The 22218-nt window shown below is 71.3% G+C and carries 21 protein-coding genes and 1 riboswitch; of the genes, 10 read left to right on the top strand and 11 right to left on the bottom strand.

Features of this window, described 5'->3' with window-relative positions; translation table 11 throughout:
• The first annotated feature begins 40 nt into the window (after positions 1-40).
• Both OHT51_RS16815 and OHT51_RS16820 read left to right on the top strand, forming a co-directional pair.
• A complete protein-coding gene (locus OHT51_RS16815; protein ID WP_328879766.1) occupies positions 41-730 on the top strand; it encodes a response regulator transcription factor in 690 nt (229 codons plus the stop codon).
• A complete protein-coding gene (locus tag OHT51_RS16820) occupies positions 727-2184 on the top strand; it encodes a sensor histidine kinase (protein WP_328879767.1) in 1458 nt (485 codons plus the stop codon). The genes OHT51_RS16815 and OHT51_RS16820 overlap by 4 nt, the downstream gene beginning before the upstream one ends.
• Position 2185: 1 nt before the next feature.
• Here OHT51_RS16820 and OHT51_RS16825 read toward each other — a convergent pair whose 3' ends face one another.
• The 4 genes from OHT51_RS16825 to OHT51_RS16840 form a co-directional block, all read right to left on the bottom strand.
• Positions 2186-2593 (bottom strand): ATP-binding protein, encoded by a 408-nt coding sequence (locus OHT51_RS16825; protein ID WP_328879768.1) that lies wholly within the window; start codon positions 2591-2593, stop codon positions 2186-2188.
• Positions 2594-2761: 168 nt separating this feature from the next.
• Entirely contained in the window at positions 2762-4321 is a 1560-nt protein-coding gene (locus OHT51_RS16830; RefSeq protein ID WP_328879769.1) for an ABC transporter substrate-binding protein, read from the bottom strand.
• A 236-nt stretch (positions 4322-4557) separates the two neighbouring features.
• Entirely contained in the window at positions 4558-6231 is a 1674-nt protein-coding gene (locus OHT51_RS16835; protein WP_443052714.1) for a metallophosphoesterase, read from the bottom strand.
• Positions 6232-6354: 123 nt separating this feature from the next.
• Positions 6355-6594: an SCO4848 family membrane protein gene (locus OHT51_RS16840; protein ID WP_062702372.1), complete on the bottom strand. Its 240-nt coding sequence runs from the start codon at positions 6592-6594 to the stop codon at positions 6355-6357.
• A gap of 91 nt (positions 6595-6685) precedes the next feature.
• On the opposite strand from OHT51_RS16840, the gene OHT51_RS16845 reads away from it, so the two are divergent.
• A complete protein-coding gene (locus OHT51_RS16845) occupies positions 6686-7972 on the top strand; it encodes a D-alanyl-D-alanine carboxypeptidase family protein (protein WP_328879771.1) in 1287 nt (428 codons plus the stop codon).
• On the opposite strand, the gene OHT51_RS16850 is transcribed toward OHT51_RS16845, so the two are convergent.
• From OHT51_RS16850 to OHT51_RS16865, 4 genes are all read right to left on the bottom strand, one after another.
• Complete coding sequence (locus OHT51_RS16850) at positions 7920-8933, bottom strand: YihY/virulence factor BrkB family protein (RefSeq protein WP_328879772.1); 1014 nt, start codon at positions 8931-8933, stop codon at positions 7920-7922. The two genes, OHT51_RS16845 and OHT51_RS16850, sit on opposite strands and share 53 nt — an antisense overlap.
• Positions 8921-9346 carry a GtrA family protein gene (locus tag OHT51_RS16855; protein ID WP_328884348.1) on the bottom strand — a complete coding sequence of 142 codons (426 nt, stop codon included), beginning with the start codon at positions 9344-9346 and terminating at the stop codon, positions 8921-8923. The genes OHT51_RS16850 and OHT51_RS16855 overlap by 13 nt, the downstream gene beginning before the upstream one ends.
• 246 nt (positions 9347-9592) lie before the next feature.
• Positions 9593-10585: a decaprenyl-phosphate phosphoribosyltransferase gene (locus OHT51_RS16860; protein WP_328879773.1), complete on the bottom strand. Its 993-nt coding sequence runs from the start codon at positions 10583-10585 to the stop codon at positions 9593-9595.
• Complete coding sequence (locus tag OHT51_RS16865) at positions 10578-11114, bottom strand: phosphatase PAP2 family protein (protein ID WP_328879774.1); 537 nt, start codon at positions 11112-11114, stop codon at positions 10578-10580. Before OHT51_RS16865 ends, OHT51_RS16860 begins: the two co-directional genes overlap by 8 nt.
• Positions 11115-11247: 133 nt before the next feature.
• Here OHT51_RS16865 and OHT51_RS16870 point away from each other — a divergent pair, with 133 nt between their 5' ends.
• The gene (locus OHT51_RS16870; RefSeq protein ID WP_328879775.1) at positions 11248-12603 is read left to right on the top strand and encodes an FAD-binding oxidoreductase; all 1356 of its coding nucleotides are present in this window, start codon (positions 11248-11250) and stop codon (positions 12601-12603) included.
• An 87-nt stretch (positions 12604-12690) separates the two neighbouring features.
• Positions 12691-13446: a decaprenylphospho-beta-D-erythro-pentofuranosid-2-ulose 2-reductase gene (locus tag OHT51_RS16875; RefSeq protein WP_328879776.1), complete on the top strand. Its 756-nt coding sequence runs from the start codon at positions 12691-12693 to the stop codon at positions 13444-13446.
• A gap of 433 nt (positions 13447-13879) precedes the next feature.
• On the opposite strand, the gene OHT51_RS16880 is transcribed toward OHT51_RS16875, so the two are convergent.
• Positions 13880-14458, bottom strand: coding sequence for a 2'-5' RNA ligase family protein (locus tag OHT51_RS16880; RefSeq protein WP_328879777.1), 579 nt, complete (start codon positions 14456-14458; stop codon positions 13880-13882).
• Positions 14459-14671: 213 nt separating this feature from the next.
• Positions 14672-15685, bottom strand: coding sequence for a tryptophan--tRNA ligase (trpS, locus tag OHT51_RS16885; RefSeq protein ID WP_328879778.1), 1014 nt, complete (start codon positions 15683-15685; stop codon positions 14672-14674).
• A gap of 142 nt (positions 15686-15827) precedes the next feature.
• On the opposite strand from trpS, the gene OHT51_RS16890 reads away from it, so the two are divergent.
• From OHT51_RS16890 to OHT51_RS16905, 4 genes are all read left to right on the top strand, one after another.
• Positions 15828-16388, top strand: coding sequence for an RNA polymerase sigma factor (locus tag OHT51_RS16890; protein WP_328879779.1), 561 nt, complete (start codon positions 15828-15830; stop codon positions 16386-16388).
• A complete protein-coding gene (locus tag OHT51_RS16895) occupies positions 16375-17394 on the top strand; it encodes a hypothetical protein (protein WP_328879780.1) in 1020 nt (339 codons plus the stop codon). The genes OHT51_RS16890 and OHT51_RS16895 overlap by 14 nt, the downstream gene beginning before the upstream one ends.
• A gap of 222 nt (positions 17395-17616) precedes the next feature.
• Entirely contained in the window at positions 17617-18324 is a 708-nt protein-coding gene (locus OHT51_RS16900) for a hypothetical protein (protein ID WP_328879781.1), read from the top strand.
• A gap of 219 nt (positions 18325-18543) precedes the next feature.
• Complete coding sequence (locus tag OHT51_RS16905; protein WP_328884349.1) at positions 18544-19194, top strand: hypothetical protein; 651 nt, start codon at positions 18544-18546, stop codon at positions 19192-19194.
• 26 nt (positions 19195-19220) lie between these two features.
• On the opposite strand, the gene OHT51_RS16910 is transcribed toward OHT51_RS16905, so the two are convergent.
• Positions 19221-20669, bottom strand: coding sequence for a glycine hydroxymethyltransferase (locus OHT51_RS16910; RefSeq protein ID WP_328879782.1), 1449 nt, complete (start codon positions 20667-20669; stop codon positions 19221-19223).
• Between the two features lie 31 nt (positions 20670-20700).
• A riboswitch (ZMP/ZTP riboswitch) is annotated at positions 20701-20803 on the bottom strand.
• A gap of 162 nt (positions 20804-20965) precedes the next feature.
• On the opposite strand from OHT51_RS16910, the gene rocD reads away from it, so the two are divergent.
• On the top strand, positions 20966-22213 hold the full coding sequence (gene rocD, locus OHT51_RS16915) for an ornithine--oxo-acid transaminase (protein WP_328879783.1): 1248 nt from the start codon (positions 20966-20968) through the stop codon (positions 22211-22213).
• Positions 22214-22218: the final 5 nt, after the last annotated feature.

The following is a 22218-nucleotide window of genomic DNA, read 5'->3' on the forward strand; positions in this document are numbered from 1 at the left end:
GGCCCACCCGACTGTCAGTGGCGCCACCGATACTGGGGGCATGACGACGGCTTCCGGCACCGTGCTGATCGTGGAGGACGAGGAGAGCATCGCGGACGTCCTCGCGATCGCCCTGCGCTACCACCGCTTCGAGGTCATGACCGCGGGCACGGTCCGCGAGGCGCTCACGCTGGTCGAGCGCACCTGCCCCGACGCGGCGCTGCTCGACGTCATGCTCCCGGACGGGGACGGCCGGGCACTGGGGCGTGAACTGCGCGAGCGGCGCCCCGACCTGGCGCTCGTCTTCCTCACCGCGCGCGACTCCCCCGCCGAGATCGTCGGCGCCCTCGGCTTCGGCGACGACTACATCACCAAGCCGTTCAACATCGACGAGGTCATCGCCCGCGTCACGGCGGTGCTGCGCCGCACCCGCCCGGCCGACGTCCTGCCGCAGCGCCCGCCCCTGCGGTACGGCGACCTGGAGCTGGACGAGACGACGTACTCCGTGCACCGCGCGGGCCGCACCGTCGAACTCACCCCGACCGAGTACGCCCTGCTGCGCTTCCTGGTGCGCAACGGCGGCCGGATCGTGCCCAAGGAGCAACTCCTGCGCCACGTCTGGCAGTACGAGCACACGCCGCCCGAGTCGACCGTCGTGGAGACCTACATCAGCTATCTGCGGCGCAAGCTGGACACCCTGGGACCGCCGGTGATCACCACCCGGCGCGGCGTCGGATACAGGCTGGCATGAGGCTCGCCGGGATCCTCGACGTCTGCCGCCGGCGCGGCATCCACTCGCTGCGCGGCAAGCTGACGCTGGCGAACGTCGCGCTGCTGGCCGTCGGCATCGTCGTGGCGACCGCGGTCAGCCTGATGACCGCGCGGTTCTACCTGCTCGACAAGGTGGACACCGAACTCCAGGGGGCGCGGACCGCCCTGCAGAACGCCGGGTTCACCCTGCGGCAGATCGAGTCGCTGAGCGAACTGGGCATCGCGCTGGACAGGTTCAACGGCGGCGGAGCCACGGACACCGATCCGCTGCCGAGCCCGAGCATGGTGTACGTCGCGGTCGGCTCCGGCGGGAAGCCGGTGGCCCTGGGCCCCTTGCAGCCGACGCCCCGGCAGCACGCCCTCGCCGCCGCCGCGAAGGACCCGGTCGCCTTCGCCGCAGACGAGGAGCCACGGGACGTACGAGTCGAGGGTGACCGCCACCGGATGGTCGGCGCACGGCTGTCGGACGGCACCGTCGTGCTGATCGCCATGCCGACCGAGGGCCTGCACGAGGGCATGGGCAAGGCACTGCGGATGGACCTCGCCGTGGGTGCCCTGCTGCTCGCCCTGCTCGGCTGTCTGACGATGTTCAGCGTGCGCCGCCGGATGCGCCCGCTGGAGGACATGGTGGAGACGTCGTCGGCGATCGCCGAGGGCGATCTGACCCGGCGCGTCCCCTCCAGCCGCGACCCGACCCTGGAGGTCGAACAGCTCCGGGTCGCCCTCAACTCCATGCTCCACCAGGTCGAGTCGGCCTACCGCACGCGCGAGCGCAGCACGGCCCAGCTGCGCCGGTTCGTAGGCGACGCCTCGCACGAACTGCGCACCCCGCTGTCCGCGATACGCGGCTACCTCCAGCTGTACGACAAAGGGATGCTCACCGACCCGGCCGAGCGCAGACGGGCCTGGGACCGGATGAACGGCGAGGTCGACCGCATGGGGCGCCTCGTCGACGAGCTGCTCACCCTTGCCCGCCTCGACCAGCGGCCCGAACTGCGCCTGCGCAACGTCGACTTGAGCCGCCTCGTGCGCGAGGCCGCCGAGGACCTGCGGGTGCAGCAGCCGGAGCGGCCCATCGCCGTCGACGCCGACGGCACGCTGCTCGTGCACGCCGACGAGTCGGGGCTGCGGCAGGTGCTGGGCAACCTGCTGAGCAACGTCCGCACGCACACGCCGGCCGATGTGCCGGTGCGGCTGGGGGTGGAGCGGGAGGACGGGGTCGTACGGCTGTGTGTCGTGGACAAGGGGCCGGGGCTGTGCCAAGAGGACGCGGCACGTGTCTTCGACCGGTTCTTCCGGGCCGGCGGGGCCGCGGGCAGCGGGCTGGGGATGGCGATCGTGCAGGGGGTGGTGGAGGCGCACTGCGGGGAGGTCGCGGTGCGGACCGCGCCGGGTGAGGGGCTGGCGGTGACGGTCACGCTGCCTTCGCGGTGAGTTATGAGCTGGCGTCGGCGAGGACGAGTGCCCACACCGTCTTGCCGTGCCGCCCCCGGCTCCACACGCCCCACGCCGCGGCCAGGTTCTCCACCAGGTGCAGGCCGCGGCCGGCCTCCTCCGACTCCCCCACCGACCGCAGGCGCGGCGCGTATTGGCCCTCGTCCGACACCTCGATCAGACAGGAACCGTCGGCGAGTGCGGTCACGGCGACCTCGAACTCGCGCTCCAGCAGAGGGCCGTGGCGTACGACGTTGGTGGCCAGTTCGGAGACGAGCAGCACCGCGTCCTCCAGCGCCGCATCCCTCTGCCCGTGCCCCCAGTCGGCCAGGTGGTCCCGGACCCGGCGCCGGGCGAGACCTACCGACGCCGGATGCCGGGGCAGCCGGAAGGCGTTGCGTCTCAGCACGTTTGCTCCTCACCCCGCGCACACCTTCGACACATGGTGCAGCGCCGAGTGGTCCCTGGCATCACCGGGCGGATGTCAAGGGCGCGAGATCGCGTCAGATCCGGGTGCGGCGTCAGGGCTCGGATGGGACGTCAGGGGTCGGATGGGACGTCAAGATCAGGTGAGACGTCAGATCCAGTTGAGGCTCCAGAGGCGGAAGAGACCGGTGCCGTCCGACAGATACTGGCCGCCGCCGACGTCCTCGCTGGTGACCACGTACTCCTTGGCCTGCCACAGCGGGATCACGGGGACGTCGCGGGCGACGGCCTCCTGCAGCGAGCGGAAGTCCTTCGTGGCCTCGCTGCGGTCGGCGTACTGCTGACTGGCCGTGATCAGCCGGTCGACGGCCTTGTCGCTGTAACCGGTGTTCATGCTGCTCTTGGTGCCGACGAGCGGGCCGCCGTAGGTGTCCGGGTCGGGGAAGTCGGCGACCCAGCCGACGGCGTACGCGTCGAGCTTGCCGCCCGCCCAGCGCTTCTGGAAGTCGGTCCACTCATAGCCCTTGACCGTCACCTTGAACAGTCCGCTCGCCTCCAACTGCCGCTTGAGCTCCGCGGCCTCCTCGGCGGTCGCGGCGCCCCGGCCGGTGGCGTAGCCGTAGGTGAAGCGGACGGGCAGGCTGACGCCGGCCTCGTCGAGCAGGGCGCGCGCCTTGATGGGGCTCAGGCTGGGGTAGCTGTCGAAGAACGACGTGGTGTGGCCGGTGATGCCCGTGGGGATCAGCGAGAACAGCGGGTCCACGGTCCCCTTGTAGACCGTGGCCGCCAGCCGCTCGCGGTCGATCAGCCAGGCCAGGGCCTGCCGCACCCGGACGTCGTGCAGCGGCGAGCCCGCCCGGGTGTTGAAGTACAGATTGCGGATCTCGGAGCTGTCGGCCTCGGAGACGCGCTGGTCCGGGTCGGCGGAGTTCAGAGCGGCGAGGACCTCGGGCGGCAGCGTGCGGGTGGCGACGTCGATCCGCTTCGCCTTCCACGCGCTGTCGAGGGTGTCCGCGTCGGAGTAGTAACGCAGCTCGACGGGGCGGCCGGTTCCCTTGAGGGCGCCTTTGTAGAGGGAGTTGGGCGCGAGGACTGCCTTGTTGTCCTTCGTATACGCGGTCAGGGTGTACGGGCCGGTGCCGTCGACAGCGTTGTCGGTGCGCAGCGCGTCGGCCGGGTACTTCTCACGGTCGACGATCGCGCCCGCCCCGGTGGCCACCTTGAGCGGGAACGTCGCGTCGGGCGACGACAGTTGGAAGGTGACCGTACGGCCGCCGGCACTCACCGAGCCGAGGGTGTCCAGCAGGGAGGACGGGCCGACGTCCGACTTGATCCGCTTGACCCGGTCGAAGGAGTACTTGACGTCCTGCGCGGTCATGGCGCGCCCGCTCGGGAAGGTGAGTCCCTCGCGCAGCTCGCAGCGGTACGTACTCAGGTCACTGCCGACGAACTCGCAGCTCTGGGCCGCGTCCGGCACGGGTGTGACCCCGCCCGGCTCGAACGTCAGCAGTGACTGGAAGACGTTGTTGAACAGCGCCCACGAGCCGGCGTCATAGGCGCCGGCCGGGTCGAGCGACGTGACGGCGTCCGTCGTGCCGACCGCGATGGTCCTGTTCTCGTCCCGCTGCGACGGCAACAGCTGCCAGCCGCCCACTCCCACGGCCGCCAGCACGAGCAGCGTCGCGAGAATCCGCATGCGAACCGAACGCATGGGTGTGCCCTCTCCCCGGCCCTGAACGGGCCCCGCATGAGCAGTAATTGCGCCGCCTCCCCTTGGCAGCGCGCACACCTAATCACACGTTTTTCAGCAGGGGGAAGAGGATTCTGGTGACATGGGAAAGAACTTACCTACGGGCGTTTCGGCCGTGTTTCACAGGTGGTCCGTAGTTCATTCACAGGCCGGGAGAGGCGAGTTGGGCGGGCCTGGCGCCGACCGGGCAGCCCTCGTCAGGCCTGACGGGACGCCAGCTCGATCACCGTGATGTCCGAGGGGGCGCCCACGCGCGTCGGAGGGCCCCAGGCGCCCGCACCCCGGCTGACGTACAGCTGGGTGTCGCCGTACCGGTCCAGACCGGCCAGGGTCGGGTTCGCCAGCTCCGCGACGAGATTGCCCGGCCAGAGCTGGCCGCCGTGGGTGTGGCCGGAGAGCTGGAGGTCGACGCCGTGGTCGACGGCGTCGTGGATCTGGATCGGCTGGTGGGCGAGGAGCACGCACGCGCGTGCCGTGTCCCGGTCGCCGAGGGCCTTGGCGAAGTCGGGGCCCTGGCCCTCGCTCTCGCCCGCAACGTCGTTGACGCCGGCCAGGTCGAAGTGGGGCAGTTCCGTGCGGGCGTTCTCCAGGGGGCGCAGGCCCAGGCGGCGTACCTCCTCGACCCACTGCTCGGCGCCCGAGAAGTACTCGTGGTTGCCGGTGACGAAAAACGCGCCATGTCTCGCCCGGAGCCCGGCGAGCGGGGCCGCGGCAGGGCCGAGGTCCTTCACGCTGCCGTCCACCAGGTCGCCGACCACCGCGATCATGTCGGGCTGCGTGCCGTTGATCGTGTCGACGACCTTCTGCGCGAAACCGCGGCCCAGAACCGGGCCCAGATGGATGTCGCTGACGACGGCGATCCGGTAACCGTGCGCCGCGCGCGGAAGCTTGGCCAGCGGGACGGTGACCCGCTTCACCTTGGGGCCGCGCACCACTCCGTACGTGCCATAACCGACGGTCCCTACGGCAGCTGCGGCGGCGGCACCGGCGAGGACTCTGGAGACGAAGAGGCGGCGGGTGGGGGTGGCCAGGGGGCGGGAAGGGGCTGTGGGGTCGGGGGTGGAGGCCGGGGTGGGGTCGGTCGCGGTTGTCGGCGCCGATCCGTTCGCGGATGTCGGGGCCGCCCCGTTCGCAGACGCCGGGGCCGATCCGTTCGCGGACGCCGGAGCCGCCCCGTTGGCAGGCGCCGGGGCCGATCCGTTCGCGGATGTCGGGATCGGGTCCGTCACGGGCGCCGAGGACGGGCTGGTGGTGAGGGTCGGAGACGGGTCGGTCGTGAGCGCCGGGGCCGCGCCGGTCTTGGTCGCTGCGGTAGCGCTCGTCGAAGGCGCCGCGGTCGAACCTGTCGTAGGTGCCGTGGCGGGACCCGCCGCGGGCGCCGTGGCCGGGACTGTCGTGGGCGCCGTGGCCGGGACTGTCGTGGGCGCCGTGGTCGAGCCCGTCGCAGGCTCCCCGGTCGGAACGGCCGTAGGCGCCGAGTCCGGGGCGGCCGTACGCATCGGCGTCGGGCCGGACGCGTGGGTGAGGGTCTGGCGGTCGGCTGCCCCCGTGTCGGGTGACGTGACCGGCGCCACACCCGCCGGCACCGGCTTGGGCTCGGACTCACCCGCGCGCGCCCGCCGCTCGAGCCACCGTCGCAGCAGTGGCCGTACTACCTCACCGGCCAGCACACCCAACATCAGGTACATCGACAGCGCCAGCCACAGGAAGCCCGGCCAGGCCAGGACCTGCTGGAGCCAGAAGGGCGCGCCCGAGCGCTCGGCGACCAGGGCCCCGATCGTCAGCGCCCAGCCACCGGCGATGACCACCACGCCCGCGCGGCGCACGAACCCGGGGCCGCGGGTCGTGTCGCGGAACAGACGGCGCCACAGCCACCAGTTGCCCGCCACCAGGACGGACAGCACCAGCAGTGCGACAAGCGCGAAGACGATGACCACGCCGACGTTCCCTTTCCGTTGCGTGCTGAGTGAACGCCCGGCGCGATGGCCGAGTTCCTATGACGTCCGGCGCAGTGCGCGCACTCCACGCAACCCGATGACCCCGACGACCGTCCCCAATACGAAGGAGACGACGGCGAGCAGCAGATGCACCCAGAAGTACGCCGTCGGGTGACCGTCGTCGAACGCGAGCCCGCTGCTGTCCTTGATCAGGTTTTTGACGAAAGTGACCCAGATGACCCAGCTCCACACCCCGAAGGCGAGCAGGAACCAGGAGACGGGGCGGCTGAGCTTCATGCGTTCAGTATCGCCGTCGCGTGTCCGGCCCTCCGAGCGGGGTGGGGGCAGAAGCGGGACTTCCATGGGAACGGCATGTACGTTCTCGCTCGTGTCCGCACCCAAGAAGACCACCGGGCGAGCCCTGCTGGTCACTTCAGCCGTCGTGTCGTCCCTCGCGCTGACCGCGCCCGTCTCCTACGCGGCCCCCAAGCCGTCACCGAGTACGAGTCCGTCGGCCACTCCCCCGGCGAACATGTCGACCGTGGGCGGCGAGCGGCTGGGGCGGCCCGGCACCCAGGCGAACCTCGCGGGCGGCGTCCCCGTCCTGCCCAAGGACCTGACCGCTCGCTCCTGGGTCATCGCCGACGCCGAGTCCGGCGACGTGCTCGCCGCGCACAACGCGCACTGGCGGCTCGCGCCCGCGAGCACCATGAAGATGCTGTTCGCCGACACGGTGCTGCCGAAGTTCCCGAAGTCCACGGAGCACAAGGTCGTCCCGTCCGACCTGGCGGACATCGGGTCCGGCTCCAGCATGGTCGGGATAAAGGAGGGCGAGACGTACAGCGTCCACGACCTGTGGCTCGGGGTCTTCCTGCGCTCCGGCAACGACGCCGTGCACGTGCTGTCGAAGATGAACGGCGGAATCGACAACACCGTCAAGGAGATGAACGAGCACGCCGAGGAACTGCAGGCCCTCGACACGCATGCGGTGTCCCCCGACGGCTACGACGCTCCGGGCCAGGTCTCGTCGGCGTACGACCTGACGCTGATCGCCCGCTCGGGGCTGCAGAAGAAGGACTTCCGGGAGTACTGCTCGACCGTCAGCGCCAAGTTCCCGGGCGAGACGAAGAAGAACAAGAAGGGCAAGTCCGTCCGGGAGACCTTCGAGATCCAGAACACCAACCGGCTGCTCAGCGGCGACTCCGACATCTCCGTCTACCAGGGCATCGCGGGTGTCAAGAACGGCAACACCACGAACGCCGGCTCCACCTTCACCGGCGTCGCCGAGCGCGACGGCAAGGTGCTGCTCGTCACCGTGATGAACCCGGAGAAGAGCGAGCACAACGAGGTCTACAAGGAGACCGCGAGGCTCTTCGACTGGGGCTTCCAGGCGGCCGGCAAGGTGCAGCCGGTGGGTGAGCTGGTGCCGCCGAAGAGCGCGGCGCAGGCCACCGCCCAGCCGGGTGCGAACGACTCCGGGGAGGCCGGCGGCACCGGGGACGCCGAGAAGTCCTCGAAGTCGGCGGTGGGTGCCTCGGCCGCGGACGGCTCGAGCGGCGTCGGGGTCGCGCTCGGGATCACCGGCGGGGCGCTGGTGCTGCTCGCGGCGGGCGCGTTCCTGATCAACCGCCGGTGGCCGCTGCCCGACCTGGTGCGGCGTCGGGGCCGTTCCTGACCTCGGGCTGCCCGGACTGCCCCTTTCCGGGCAGCCCCTTCCCGGGTTCGTCCTTCCCGGACTCACTCGTCTCGGGCTCGCCGGGGTCTTCGGACTCGTCGGCGAGCTCGACCTCCTTGCTCTGCGTCGCCGTCCAGGCGGCGCAGAACACCACCAGCTTCGAGGTGAAGTTGATCCACAGCAGCAGGGCGACGGGCACGCCGAACGCGCCGTACATGCTCTTCGTGGCCACGCCCTGCATATAGCCGCTCAGCAGGAGCTTCAGCAGCTCGAACCCGATCGCGCCGATCAGTGCGGCCACCATGAGCCGGCGGCGCGGCGGTTCGACGCCGGGCAGCAGGGTCAGCACGTACAGCAGAAGCAGGAAGTTGGCGAGTACGGCGACCAGGATCGCGGCGATCTGCAGCAGGATCCCGCCCCAGCCGCCCTCGTCGATGCCCAGCTGCCGGGTGATCCAGCCGACCAGGGCGGAGGCGACCGTGGAGGCCGCGATCGTCACGAGTACGGCGCCGCCGAGGCCGAGGAGGACGCCCGCGTCCTTGGCCCTGCGCAGGATGGGGTTCTCCTCGTCGTCGGGGAGCTCCCACACCGCGCGCAGGCACTCGCGCGTGGCGGTGACCCAGCCGATGCCGGTGAACAGCAGGGCAGCACCGGCGATGAGGCCGATGGTGCCGGCGTTCTGCACCAGCGCTTCGATGTTGAGCTGGTCGGAGATGCCGGGCACCTGGTCGGCGATCTTGTCCTCGAGCTTGGTCTGCTGCTCCGTGCTCAGCGTCGCGGCAGCGATCGTCGCGGCCACGGTGAGCAGCGGGAACAGCGCCACGAAACTGGTGAACGTCATCGCGGCGGCCAGCCGTGTCCAATGCACCCGGTCCATACGCTCGTACGACCGCCACGCGTGCGTGGTCATCAGCCTGGTCACCGCGGACCCGACGACGGGGAGCTTCTTCAGCCAGTCCATGATCCGACTCTGCCCTCCCTCCGGAAGACCAATGTGCGAGTGCCCCAAAACCGCAGGACCGTAGCCAGCACCATCCCGATTCCGGCTCCGGAGACCGTGTCCGCGCGCTGGGAGGTGAAGCCGAGCCCGTAGTGGCTCACGGTGAGACACAGCAGCTGTACGGCCGCCCCGCCGGCGTTCACCACGAGGAAGAGGGCGTAGGGGCGCAGGCCCCTCGGGTGGGTGTGGCGGTAGGTGCCGAGGGCGTTCCCGGCGTACGCGACCGTGCAGGCGGCCACGAAGGAGAGGGCCTTGGCGGTGAGGGGGCCGTGGGCGGCCGGGCCTCGCAGCCAGGTGAAGAGGGCGAGGTCGACGGCGTAGGCGAGCAGGCCGACGGTGGCGAAGCCGAGGAGTTCACGCCGGTCACCCCACACACGCGTGCCACCCGCCTCGCCCCCGCCCTCCCGCTCCCGCTCCCGCTCCCACACACGCGTACCCCCCGCCTCACCCCAGGGCTCCCCCACACGCGTGCCGACTCCCTCACCCACCCCCGCTCTCCCCCTCACGCAGGCCATCCCCGTCACCCCCGAGCTCAGCCACAGGCGTCCCGACCCCCTCACCCCCGCCGCCCCACGCACGCGTGCCGGCCACTTCGCGCCGGCCCCTCCACACACGCGTGCCTACCAATTGGCCACCGCCAACCCGTACATGGCCAGCCACACCACGCCGATGAGGGCGAGCGCGCGGTCGCGCAGGACGACGTCCTCGGGTTCGCCCGCGGTACCGCGGTCGGCGAAGACGGCGTAGCGCAGGATGGCGAGGATGAAGGCGACCATGGACAGCTGGCGCCAGGGCAGCACGCTCGCGTGCGGGACGCCGCCCTCCTCCAGGGCCCACAGGCAGTAGGCGAGCACGGCGACCCCGGCCGCCAGCTGCCAGACGAAGCGCAGATAGCCGGTGGTGTACTCGGTGAGCAACGCGCGCGTGGCGCCCGCTTTCCCGGCCATCTGCACGGCTTCGGAGTACCGCTTGGCCGACACCATGAACAGCGCCCCGAACCCGGTCGTGATCAGGAACCAGCGCGACAGCGGAATGCCCAGCGCGAGCCCGCCGATCATCGCCCGCATCAGGAACCCGGTCGTGACGACGGCGAGGTCGACGACCAGGACGTGCTTGAGGCTGACGCAGTAGGCCAGTTGCATGCCGATGTACGCCGCGAGCAGGGCCGCGACGGCCGGTGAGGTCAACCAGGCCGCGGCGGTCGGCGCGAGGGCGGCCAGGGTGCCTCCTACGGCGTAGGCGACCGGCACGGGGACCTGTCCGGCGGCGACCGGGCGGTGGCGCTTGGTGGGGTGCGCGCGGTCCGCCTCGGCGTCGCGGGCGTCGTTGATCAGGTAGACGGCGGCGGCACTGGCGGTGAAGAGGGCGAAGACGAGTGCGAGTTGGGTGAGGGCGTGGGCCGAGAAGAGCCGACCGGCGGCGGCCGGGGCGGCGATGACCAGGATGTTCTTGATCCACTGCTTGGGGCGCGCGGTCTTGAGGAGGCCTTTCAGCAGCGCGCGGAGGTCACCTCTGCGAGGTGGTGGTACGGCCCGCCGCGGGGGTGTGCGCTGCTCGTGGAGCGCCGCCTGCCTGATGCGCGCGGCGCTTGTCAGGTGCGCGGTCTCAGGCACGGGCGTCCCCCGTGCTCATCCAGCGCGCCCCGGCGCGCGCCGTGAGCGCCCCGAGCGCCATGCCTGCCGCCACGTCCGAGGGGTAGTGCACCCCGACGACCAGGCGCGACACGCACATCGCGGCGGCGAGCGGCACGATCATGTACGCGCCGAGCGCGCCGTAGGCGACGGCGGCAGCCGCCGCGGAGGCCGCGTGGGAGCTGGGGAAGGAGTGCCGGCCGAGGGTGCGCACCAGGGGCTCGACATGCGCCGGACGCGGGCGGCGCACCACCCGTTTCACACCCATGCTGACGAGGTGCGCACCCGCGGTGAGCGCCGTCCCGCGCAACCATGCGCCACGTCGCGCACCGTCCACAGCGGCCCCCGCGACGCCTGCCGCCAGCCACAGCGCGCCGTGCTCGCCCGCCCGGGAGAGGGCACGAGCGGCGGCGGCGACCCGTGGGTCGCCGCCACGGGCATGGAGTGCGGAAAGGATTCGGCGGTCCGCGCCCCGAAGGCTTCGCTGATCGATGTCGTCGAGCTGGTCCATGTGGACTCACTGTTCACGCCCACAGGGCCAGAATTACGGCAATATTGAGCGACATCCCATTAATCACCCATTTCGGGGAGAAGCTGGATGTTTCAGAAGTAATCCCTCAGAGACGGGCGCTACGGTCGCCGACATGTCTGCCGACACCGTCTCCGTCACGGGATGGGGCCGCACCGCCCCCACGACAGCCCGCCTGATCCGCCCCAGGACGTACGAGGAGGCGGCGGCCGCCGTCCGGGGCTGCGGGGCGCGCGGAGGCATCCCGAGGGGCCTGGGGCGGGCGTACGGGGACGCGGCACAGAACGCCGGGGGCGCGGTGTTCGACATGACCGGCCTGGACCGCATCCACGCGATCGACGCCGACGGCGGCGTCGTGGCCTGCGACGCGGGCGTCTCCCTGCACCGGCTCATGGAAGTGCTGCTCCCGCTCGGCTGGTTCGTGCCGGTGACGCCCGGAACCCGCTATGTGACGGTCGGCGGCGCCATCGGGGCCGACATCCACGGCAAGAACCACCACGTCTCGGGCGCCTTCTCCCGGCACGTCCTGTCACTGGAACTCCTCACCGCCGACGGCGAGATCCGCACCGTGCGGCGCGGCACGCCCCTGTTCGACGCGACCACCGGCGGCATGGGCCTGACCGGCGTGATCCTGACGGCCACGCTCCAACTCCAGCCGGTGCAGACCTCGCTGATGTCGGTCGACACGGAACGCGCGCGGGACCTCGACGACCTCATGGCACGCCTGGCCGCCACCGACGACCACTACCGCTACTCGGTGGCGTGGATCGACCTGCTGGCACGCGGCGCGGCGACGGGCCGCGCGGTGCTCACCCGCGGCGACCACGCGCCCCTGGAGGCGGTGCGCGAACGCACACGCGCGTGGCGAGACCCGCTCGCCTTCCGCCCCTCCCGTCTGCCGGCCGCGCCCGCGTTCCTGCCGGAGGGCCTGCTGAACCGCCGTACCGTGGGCTGGTTCAACGAGCTCTGGTACCGCAAGGCGCCACGCGCGCGTACCGGCGAACTGCAGCGGCTCTCCGCCTTCTTCCACCCGCTGGACGGCGTCCCGCACTGGAACCGGATCTACGGCCGGGGCGGCTTCGTGCAGTACCAGTTCGTCGTCGGACACGGCCAGGAGGAGACGCTGCGCCGGATCGTGCGGCGCATCTCCGAGCACCGCTGCCCATCCTTCCTGGCCGTCCTCAAACGCTTCGGGGAGGCCGACCCCGGCTGGCTTTCCTTCCCCGCGCCCGGCTGGACCCTGGCCCTGGACATCCCGGCCGGCCTGCCCGGCCTCTGCACTCTCCTCGACGCGCTGGACGAGGAGGTGGCCGCGGCGGGCGGGCGCGTGTACCTCGCCAAGGACTCCCGCCTGCGGCCCGAGTTGCTCGCCGCGATGTACCCCCGCCTGAACGCCTTCCGCGCGCTGCGCGCGGAGGTGGACCCGCACGGCGTGTTCGTGTCCGACCTGGCCCGCCGCCTGAGCCTGTAGCACCGGCCACCGGACCTCTCGCACCGTACGGACCTCTCGCACCGTCAACCCCTCATCCCCCGGACCCTCAGATCCCTAGGAGCTGTCGTGAAGGACGCCTTCGGCCTCCCCCAGTCCCTGCTCGTCCTCGGCGGTACGTCCGAGATCGCGCTGGCCACCGCTCGCCGCCTGATCGCGCGCCGTACCCGCACGGTCTGGCTGGCCGGCCGCCCGTCGCCCGCCCTGGAGCAGTCCGCGGCCGATCTGCGCGCTCTGGGGGCCGACGTGCACACGGTGGCCTTCGACGCCCTCGACCCCGAGTCCCACGAGACGGCGCTCGGCAAGGTCTTCACGGAGGGCGACATCGACATGGTGCTGCTCGCCTTCGGGATCCTCGGCGACCAGGCCCACGACGAGCGCGAGCCGCTGAGCGCGGTGCGGGTCGCCCAGACCAACTACACGGGTGCCGTGTCGGCGACCCTGGTCAGCGCGAGCGCCCTCCAGAACCAGGGCCACGGCTCCCTGGTCGTCCTGTCCTCGGTCGCCGGCGAGCGGGCCCGGCGCGCCAACTTCATCTACGGCTCCAGCAAGGCCGGCCTCGACACCTTCACCCAGGGCCTGGGCGACGCCCTGCACGGCACCGGCGTCCACGTCATGATCGTCCGCCCCGGATTCGTACGGTCCAAGATGACCGCCGGCCTGGAGGAAACCCCGCTCGCGACCACCCCGGAGGCAGTCGCGACGGCAATCGAAGTGGGCCTACGGCGCCGCTCGGAGACGGTATGGGTCCCGGGCGCACTCAGGCTGGTGATGTCAGCCCTGCGACACGTACCCCGAGCAATGTTCCGCCGCCTGCCGATCTAGGCCCCGCTGCAACTCCCTAGGGGCGCGGGAAACTACGCGACCGGCCACCACGAGCCCGCCGGCGAAGAGGGGCCACCGCACCAATACCACGGTCCGGCAACGCCCCTAGGGGCGCGGGGAACTGCGCGACCAGCCACCACGAACCCGCAGACGACCACCAACCGCCCCCGCCGAACCAGCGAAGTCAAAAGGGGTGTCGCAGCAATGCCGCGCCCCGACAACCCCCTAGGGGCGCGGGGAACTGCGCGACCAGCCACCACAAGCCCGCAGCCAATCAACGACCCAGAACCACCTGCGAAGCCATAAAAATGGGCTCACAGCACCAATGCCGCGGCTCGGCAACGCCCCCCAGGGGCGCGGGGAACTGCGCAACCAGCGACCACGAACACGAACCCGCAGCCAACGACCAACCGCCCCCGCCAAACCAGCGGAGCTACCCCGCCGGGATCGACCCGCGCTCCACCGCCCCCGCCTGCGGCGGCACCACGGAGCCGCCGAAGGCGAAGTCCCTCAGCCTGCGCCACACGCCGTCGGCGCCCTGCTCGTAGAGGGCGAAGCCGTTGCAGGACCATGCGGCCTGGTAATCGGCCAGCTCCTCGAAGGCGCGGTCCATCGACGCCTCGTCGATGCCGTGCGCGACGGTGACATGCGGGTGGTACGGGAACAGCAGTTCGCGGGCGACCGGCCCGGAGGCGTGGCGGATCTGCTTCTGCAGCCAGGTGCAGGCCGCGGCGCCCTCGACGACCTGGACGAAGACGACCGGCGAGAGAGGCCGGAAGGTGCCGGTCCCGGACAGCCGCATCGGGAAGGGGCGGCCGGCGGCCGCGACCTCGACGAGGTGCGCCTCGATCGCGGGCAGCAGCGAGGCGTCGACCTCTGTCGGCGGCAGGAGCGTGACGTGCGTGGGGATGCCGTGAGCCGCGGCGTCGCCGAAGCCCGCGCGCCGCTCCTGGAGCAGGCTGCCGTGAGGCTCCGGGACCGCGATCGACACGCCGATCGTTACGGTCCCCACGTCGTCTCCTGTCGTCTGTCGGTGAGCTCGCGCCTCGCGAGGCTCGTCCTGTTGTGAACTCATGCCCTTTTGGTGAGCGTGAGCGGCCGCCGATGCGGTCGCTCGGCTATCGACTGTACGGCCACGGCAGTGCTGCGGGCAGGCGCAACCGTAGTGATGTGCAGCGCTGCGCGGTGGTACGGCCGTGTTCCAGTCGTCTGCCGTGGCGCGGGCTCAGTGCTTGGCGGGCAGGAAGCCCACCCTGTCGTACGCCTGGGAGAGCGTCTCCGCGGCGACGGCACGCGCTTTCTCCGCGCCCTTGGCCAGGATCGAGTCCAGCGTCTCCGGGTCGTCCAGGTACTGCTGGGTCCGCTCCCGGAACGGCGTCACGAACTCGACCATGACCTCGGCGAGGTCGGTCTTGAGCGCACCGTAGCCCTTGCCGTCGTACTTCTGCTCCAGTTCCGCGATTCCCGTCCCGGTGAGGGTCGAGTAGATCGTGAGCAGGTTGCTGACGCCCGGCTTGTTCGCGACGTCGTAGCGGATGACGGTGTCGGTGTCGGTGACCGCGCTCTTGACCTTCTTGGCGGTGGCCTTGGGCTCGTCGAGGAGGTTGATGAGGCCCTTCGGCGTGGACGCCGACTTGCTCATCTTGATCGACGGGTCCTGAAGGTCGTAGATCTTCGCCGTCTCCTTGAGGATGTACGGCTTCGGGACGGTGAAGGTCTGGCCGAAGCGGCCGTTGAAGCGCTCGGCGAGGTCGCGGGTGAGCTCGATGTGCTGGCGCTGGTCCTCGCCGACCGGGACCTCGTTGGCCTGGTACAGCAGGATGTCCGCGACCTGCAGGATCGGGTACGTGAACAGGCCGACCGACGCCCGGTCCGCGCCCTGCTTGGCGGACTTGTCCTTGAACTGGGTCATACGGGACGCCTCGCCGAAGCCGGTGAGGCAGTTCATGACCCAGGCGAGCTGGGCGTGCTCGGGGACGTGGCTCTGAACGAAGAGCGTGCAGCGCTCGGGGTCGAGGCCGGCGGCGAGGAGCTGGGCGGCGGCGAGCCGGGTATTGGCGCGCAGGTCCGCGGGGTCCTGCGGGAGCGTGATCGCGTGCAGGTCGACGACCATGTAGAACGCGTCGTGGGTCTCCTGCAGGGCCACCCACTGGCGGACGGCGCCGAGGTAGTTGCCGAGGTGGAACGAGCCTGCGGTGGGCTGGATTCCGGAGAGCACGCGGGGTCGATCAGAGGCCATGTTCACCATTCTCTCAGGTGTCGGGGGCCGATCCGGAACGGCACGGAAACAGATGCGACACGGGTGGGAACCGATCAGCTCCGGGCGGTGTACCAAGAATGTGAGAACGCGGGAGGGGGGCCGCATCGTCGATGAGGCCGCGGTGATCGCACGCGTACGCGCCGGAGAGCCGGAGGCGTATGCGCAGCTGGTGCGGGCCCATACGGGCATCGCGCTCAGGGCGGCCGCCGCGCTCGGGGCGGGTGCGGACGCGGAGGACGTGGTGCAGCAGGCCTTCGTCAAGGCGTACTGCTCGCTGGGACGGTTCAAGGACGGCTCGGCGTTCAAGCCATGGCTGCTCGCGATCGTGGCCAATGAGACGAGGAACACAGTGCGCACGGCGGCCCGCCAGCGCTCGCTCGCCGGGCGCGAGGCGGCATTCGTGGAGGCGGAGCCCCTGATAGCGGAGTCGGCGGACCCGGCGGTGGCCGCGCTGGAGATAGAGCGCCGTGCCGCGCTGCAGTCCGCCCTGGAGAAGCTGAGCGAGGAGCATCGCCTGGTCGTGACCTACCGCTATCTCCTGGAGATGGACGAGTCCGAGACGGCCCAGGCCCTGGGCTGGCCGCGGGGGACGGTGAAATCCCGGCTGAACCGCGCGCTGCGGAAGCTGGGGCGCTTGCTACCCGATTTTCAGCCGCGGGAAGGGGGTGATGAGCATGGGTGACGGACGGAGGCCGTACGCCGGCGACGGTCCAGGGGCGTCCGAGGGTGAAGGTGACGGACCGCGTACGTACGGGCGTGACGGCGCCGGGGCCGGCACCGGCGCCGGTCGGAGCGGTCAGGGAGCCGGCAGCTCAGGCGCCGGTGATCGCGGCCGACGCGACGCCGCCGAAGGGCTTCCTGCGGAGCTGCGGGCACTCGGGCGTTCGCTGGACGCGCGGGGCGCGGCGGACGGCGCCGAGACGATGGTCGAGCGGGTGCTGGGGCAGCTGCTCGCCGAGCAGGTACCGGTTCCGGTGGCCGAGCCACCGGGCGCCGCAGAACGGCTGCGGGCGCTGCGGCGCTGGACGCGGACGCGGTGGCGTTCGCTGACGGCGGCCCTGTGCGGCCTGCTGGCGGTGCTCGTGCTCACGCCCCCGGTGCGGGCTGCAGTGTTCGACTGGTTCGACTTCGCCGGGGTCGAGGTGCGGTACGACCCGTCCGCCGTCCCCACGCCCGGCGCCGGGGTTCCCGGCTGCGGCCGCTCGGTGTCGCTCGCCGAGGCGGAGCGCCGGGCCGGGTTCGAGCCGCCGGTGCCGGAGGAGCTCGGCATGCCGGACACGGTGGCGGTGACGAGTGAGCCGCAGGGACGGGTCGTGGTGAGCCTGTGCTGGCGCGAGGACGGGCGCACGATACGGCTGGACGAGCGGCGGGCGAGCCTGGACGCCGGCTTCGCCAAGACGGTGCGCGAACCACCGGAATGGATCTCCCTGGGCACCGACACGTCGACCGGTGGCACGACCGACCCGGCCTTGTGGTTCGCCCGACCGCACCTGCTGACTTTCTGGCTGGTGGACGCGAGCGGCCGGCGCCATGCCCACGAGGAGCGGGCGGCCGGGCCGACGTTGCTGTGGACCCACATGGCCGGGAGCGAGATCGTGACGCTGCGGCTGGAGGGTGAGGCGTCGAAGGACCGAGCGGTGAAGATCGCGCGATCGCTGGAAAGGCCGGCCGAGGTGTCCTCGAATTAGGCAGGCCGACCCCGAAGAAGCCGGTCCGGAAATGGTGGGCCGAGGGTGGGAGCCCCGACGGGTCGGGCGGTGTACCAGAAGTGACATGCGGCTCGGGGACGGGCCGGACGGGCGTCGCTCGACTTGGGGGTTCGGATGTGGGGACATGAGATCGGCCGCTCGGGAGATCGGCCGCCTGGTCGCGGGGGCGGCTGGAGGAGCAGGTGTCGTGAGCTGACGGCCATGACGGGGGCGTTGGCCGCCACGCTCGCCCTACTGCTGTGGGGCGCGGCGCCCGCCTCGGCCGGAGGGCCGACAAGCGTCTTCCTGGCCTCATCGGAGAGCCAGAAGACGGCTTCGCTGTACTACTCCGACGAGGAGTACGGCGAGCTGGACCGGCTGCTCGGCACCGTCGGCAGGGGCACGCGGGACGAGCCGCCCGAGGCCGACCTCATGGCGGCCCACCAGGTCAGCGTCACATGGATGGCCCATGACGTGACGCCGTGGCGCCTCGACCGGGTCTACGAGATGAACGACGGGCGGAACGTCTGGATACACACCGCTGTGGGCCGCAACCAGCCGGCGAACGGCACCTGGCATCGCGCCGAGCAGCCGTCCCAGCTGCGCACCCTGTTCAAGGACCTGGGCCTGATGAGCAAGACCTCGGCCGGGGGAAGCCCGGCGGCCGTCCCTCCGGAGTCGAAGGCACCCGGAGAGGGCGAGGGCGCGCAGGACTCGTCCGGCACTGCGACCGACGCCACGGACAGCGCGACCGAGGCGCAGCTGGCCCAGTCAACCGGGTCGGGTGACGGCACCGACTGGTGGTGGGCGCTGCCGGGCGCCGCAGCCGGAGCGGTGCTTGCGCTGGTACTGCGGCCCTTTGCCGCACGGCTGACTCTGGCGCGCTTGCGGGGTGAGCCGGGGCCCAGGCAGGAGCTGCGCGACGTGTGAGGGCGGCCTGAGAAGCGGACCGCGGACCGGGGCGGGGCTTGGATGCCCTGTCCGGCAAGGACCGGTGAGCCCGTTGTGCGGACTGATGGGGCTGATGAGACGTGAGGGGGAGCTGTGGGGGCATGCGTCGGAGGACGGAGAGCCTGGAGATGGTGGAGGCCAGGTGGGTGTGGCAAGGCACGACTCGCGCTGCTGGTCCCGCTCTCGGCTGCGCTGGTCCTGTGCGGAACAGCGACGGCCGCCGCGGCGGGGCCGGCGCAGGGGCGGGACGTTCCCGATGTGGCGGTGGTCGTCGCGGGTGGCACGGGACGGACGACGACCTTGCGCTCCGGCGAGTCGGCCTTCGCCCGCCTCTGGCAGCTGCTGCAGCCGACATACGTCGGGACGGAGCGGGTGTCCGAGGACTGGGTCGAGGGGCGTCATCCGCAGATGCGCATCACGGTGATCTGGGGACTGACCGGGATCGGAGGCTGGCCCCGGACGAACCGGCCGCCGGGAGGAGACGTGGCCATCCAGCGCCAGGACCAGCTGTTCGTGGCCGGGGACGGCACGCCCTGGGTGCGCTCGGATCTCGCTCCCGATGTGGAGGACGACGACATCCGCTGGCACCGGGCGCCACGCTCCGTCTTCGAGCGGCTGGACCTTGCAGGGCTCCTCGGAGAGACGGAGGAGCAGCTCGTCGAGGCCACTGGTGCCGCGGAGCAGCCCGGCCCGGCGATCGGTGATGCCGGGTGGGTGGTGGCGGGGCTGGCCGTCGGGTTCGCGACCGGAGTGGGCGGCACGCTGCTGATACGCCGCGCGGCGGCCCGGCCGGGAGCCGGACCGCCGCGGGAGGAACCACGCCATGAGTTGATCGACCTGGATCTCTGAGAGCGTCAGGACGAGGCCCGGAGGCGTCAGCCCAGGTCGACCTCCGGGTACAGCGGGAAGCCCGCCACGAGGTCGGTCGCGCGGTGGGAGATCTCGTCGGCGACCTTCGGGTCCAGGATGTGCTGAGCCTTGGAGGGGGCGCCCTTGCTGGTGGTGCCCGGCTCGGTGGTGGTCAGGACACGGTCGATGAGGGCGGCGACCTCGTCCATCTCCGCGGTGCCCAGGCCACGCGTGGTCAGGGCGGGGGTGCCGATGCGGATGCCGGAGGTGTACCAGGCGCCGTTGGGGTCGGCCGGGATGGCGTTGCGGTTGGTGACGATGCCGGACTCGAGGAGCGCGGCTTCGGCCTGGCGGCCGGTGAGGCCGTAGGAGGAGGCGACGTCGATCAGGTTGAGGTGGTTGTCGGTGCCGCCGGTCACGAGGGTCGCGCCGCGGCGCATCAGGCCTTCGGCCAGCGCCCGGGAGTTGTCGACGATGCGCTGAGCGTAGTCGCGGAAGGACTCCTGGCGGGCCTCGGCCAGGGCGACGGCCTTGGCGGCCATGACGTGCGGGAGCGGGCCGCCCAGGACCATCGGGCAGCCGCGGTCGACCTGGTCCTTGAGGGAGTCGTCGCACAGGACCATGCCGCCGCGCGGGCCGCGCAGCGACTTGTGGGTGGTGGTGGTGACGATCTGGGCGTGCGGGACCGGGTCGAAGTCGCCGGTGAGGACCTTGCCGGCCACGAGACCCGCGAAGTGGGCCATGTCGACCATGAGCGTGGCACCGACCTCGTCGGCGATCTCGCGCATGATCCGGAAGTTCACGAGACGGGGATAGGCGGAGTAGCCGGCGACGATGATCAGCGGCTTGAAGTCGCGGGCGGAGGCACGCAGCGCCTCGTAGTCGATCAGGCCCGTGGTGGGGTCGGTGCCGTAGGAGCGCTGGTTGAACATCTTGCCGGAGATGTTCGGGCGGAAGCCGTGGGTGAGGTGGCCGCCGGCGTCCAGGGACATGCCGAGCATGCGCTGGTTGCCGAAGGCCTGGCGGAGCTCGGCCCAGTCGGCCTCGGTGAGGTCGTTGACCTGGCGGACGCCGGCCTTCTCCAGGGCGGGGGCCTCGACCCGGGCGGCGAGGACGGCCCAGAAGGCGACGAGGTTGGCGTCGATGCCGGAGTGGGGCTGGACGTAGGCGTGGCGGGCGCCGAAGAGCTCGCGGGCGTGCTCGGCGGCGAGGGACTCGACGGTGTCGACGTTGCGACAGCCCGCGTAGAAGCGGCGGCCGACGGTGCCCTCGGCGTACTTGTCGCTGAACCAGTTGCCCATCGCCAGGAGGGTGGCCGGGGAGGCGTAGTTCTCGGAGGCGATCAGTTTGAGCATCTCGCGCTGGTCGGCGACCTCCTGGCCGATGGCGTCGGCCACGCGCGGCTCGACGGCGCGGATCACGTCGAGGGCGGAACGGAAGGCGGTGGACTCGTTGGAGAGGGGCTCGGCTGGCATGGGGACCTCCGGACGTCGTGTGCAGCGTTCACGGTTCGGCCCAGGCGCACGGCACTCGGTGCTGGACGACGAGGCCCAGTGGGCCGCTCCCCGATGGTCGGTCCCATCCCAGCGCGCCAGTCACGGCCCGTCGATCAGACTACCGGGCGCGCCGACGCGGCATGGTCCCGCGTCCGCCATGCGAGCAACGATAGGAAGGGGCCGCAAAGCACTCGAACGGCCAGAAATGGACAGTGGCCACGAGCCTCGTGTCTGGCGCAGCGCGAGCCCTCGTGGTGGCGGAAACGGAGAGCCCCGTGAGTACGTCGAGCACCACCGAATCCCTGATCGCCGCGGTCGACGCGCACAGCGCCCACAACTACCACCCGCTGCCGGTCGTGGTGGCGACGGCGGAGGGGGCGTGGATGACGGATGTGGAAGGGCGGCGGTATCTGGATCTGCTGGCCGGGTATTCGGCGCTCAACTTCGGGCACGGCAACCGGCGGATCGTGGACGCGGCGAAGGCGCAGCTGGAGCGGGTGACGCTGACGTCGCGGGCGTTTCATCACGACCGGTTCGCGGCGTTCTGCGAGCAGCTCGCCGAGCTGTGCGGGATGGAGATGGTGCTGCCGGTGAACACCGGGGCGGAGGCGGTGGAGACGGCGGTGAAGACCGCCCGGAAGTGGGGCTACCGGGTCAAGGGGGTGCCGGCGGAGATGGCGAAGGTCGTCGTCGCGGGCAACAACTTCCACGGCCGTACGACGACGATCATCAGCTTCTCCACCGACCCGGAGGCGCGGGCCGACTTCGGGCCGTACACGCCGGGCTTCGAGATCGTGCCGTACGGGGATCTGACGGCGATGCGGGAGGCGTTGACGGAGAACACGGTGGCGGTGCTGCTGGAGCCGATCCAGGGCGAGGCGGGCGTGCTCGTTCCGCCGGCCGGTTATCTGCCGGCGGTGCGGGAGCTGACGCGGGAGCGGAACGTGCTGTTCATGGCGGACGAGATCCAGTCGGGGCTGGGGCGCACGGGCCGGACGTTCGCGTGCGAGCACGAGGGGGTGGTGCCGGATGTGTATGTGCTCGGGAAGGCGCTCGGGGGCGGGGTCGTGCCGGTGTCGGCGGTGGTGTCGTCGGCCGCTGTGCTCGGGGTGTTCCGGCCCGGGGAGCACGGGTCGACGTTCGGCGGGAATCCGCTGGCCTGTGCGGTGGCGCTGGAGGTGATCGCGATGCTGCGGACGGGCGAGTTCCAGGAGCGGGCGACGCAGCTCGGCGCGCATCTGCACCGGGAGCTGGGCCTGTTGGCCGGGACGGGGCGGGTGACCGCGGTGCGGGGGCGCGGGCTGTGGGCGGGGGTCGACATCGCCCGGATGTACGGCACGGGGCGGGAGGTGTCGGAGCAGCTGATGGAGCGGGGTGTGCTGGTGAAGGACACCCTCCCTCACAGCCTCAAGGGTGTGGGCGGTGCCCCCATGGCGACGATCCGCATCTCGCCGCCGCTGGTGATCGGGAAGGAGGATCTGGACTGGGGGCTCGCCCAGTTGCGGGGTGTGCTCGGGATGTGAACCGG

It is taken from the genome of Streptomyces sp. NBC_00299 (assembly GCF_036173045.1).
Lineage (GTDB): Bacteria > Actinomycetota > Actinomycetes > Streptomycetales > Streptomycetaceae > Streptomyces > Streptomyces machairae.

What these genes read in the sequence shown, in the direction of transcription:
- OHT51_RS16815 (WP_328879766.1), top strand. Translation starts at nt 41, where the DNA reads ATGACGACGGCTTCCGGCACCGTGCTGATCGTGGAGGACGAGGAGAGC.
- OHT51_RS16820 (WP_328879767.1), top strand. Translation starts at nt 727, where the DNA reads ATGAGGCTCGCCGGGATCCTCGACGTCTGCCGCCGGCGCGGCATCCAC.
- OHT51_RS16830 (WP_328879769.1), bottom strand. Translation starts at nt 4,321, where the DNA reads ATGCGTTCGGTTCGCATGCGGATTCTCGCGACGCTGCTCGTGCTGGCG.
- OHT51_RS16840 (WP_062702372.1), bottom strand. Translation starts at nt 6,594, where the DNA reads ATGAAGCTCAGCCGCCCCGTCTCCTGGTTCCTGCTCGCCTTCGGGGTG.
- OHT51_RS16850 (WP_328879772.1), bottom strand. Translation starts at nt 8,933, where the DNA reads ATGGACTGGCTGAAGAAGCTCCCCGTCGTCGGGTCCGCGGTGACCAGG.
- OHT51_RS16865 (WP_328879774.1), bottom strand. Translation starts at nt 11,114, where the DNA reads ATGGACCAGCTCGACGACATCGATCAGCGAAGCCTTCGGGGCGCGGAC.
- OHT51_RS16870 (WP_328879775.1), top strand. Translation starts at nt 11,248, where the DNA reads ATGTCTGCCGACACCGTCTCCGTCACGGGATGGGGCCGCACCGCCCCC.
- trpS (WP_328879778.1), bottom strand. Translation starts at nt 15,685, where the DNA reads ATGGCCTCTGATCGACCCCGCGTGCTCTCCGGAATCCAGCCCACCGCA.
- OHT51_RS16895 (WP_328879780.1), top strand. Translation starts at nt 16,375, where the DNA reads ATGAGCATGGGTGACGGACGGAGGCCGTACGCCGGCGACGGTCCAGGG.
- OHT51_RS16900 (WP_328879781.1), top strand. Translation starts at nt 17,617, where the DNA reads ATGACGGGGGCGTTGGCCGCCACGCTCGCCCTACTGCTGTGGGGCGCG.
- OHT51_RS16910 (WP_328879782.1), bottom strand. Translation starts at nt 20,669, where the DNA reads ATGCCAGCCGAGCCCCTCTCCAACGAGTCCACCGCCTTCCGTTCCGCC.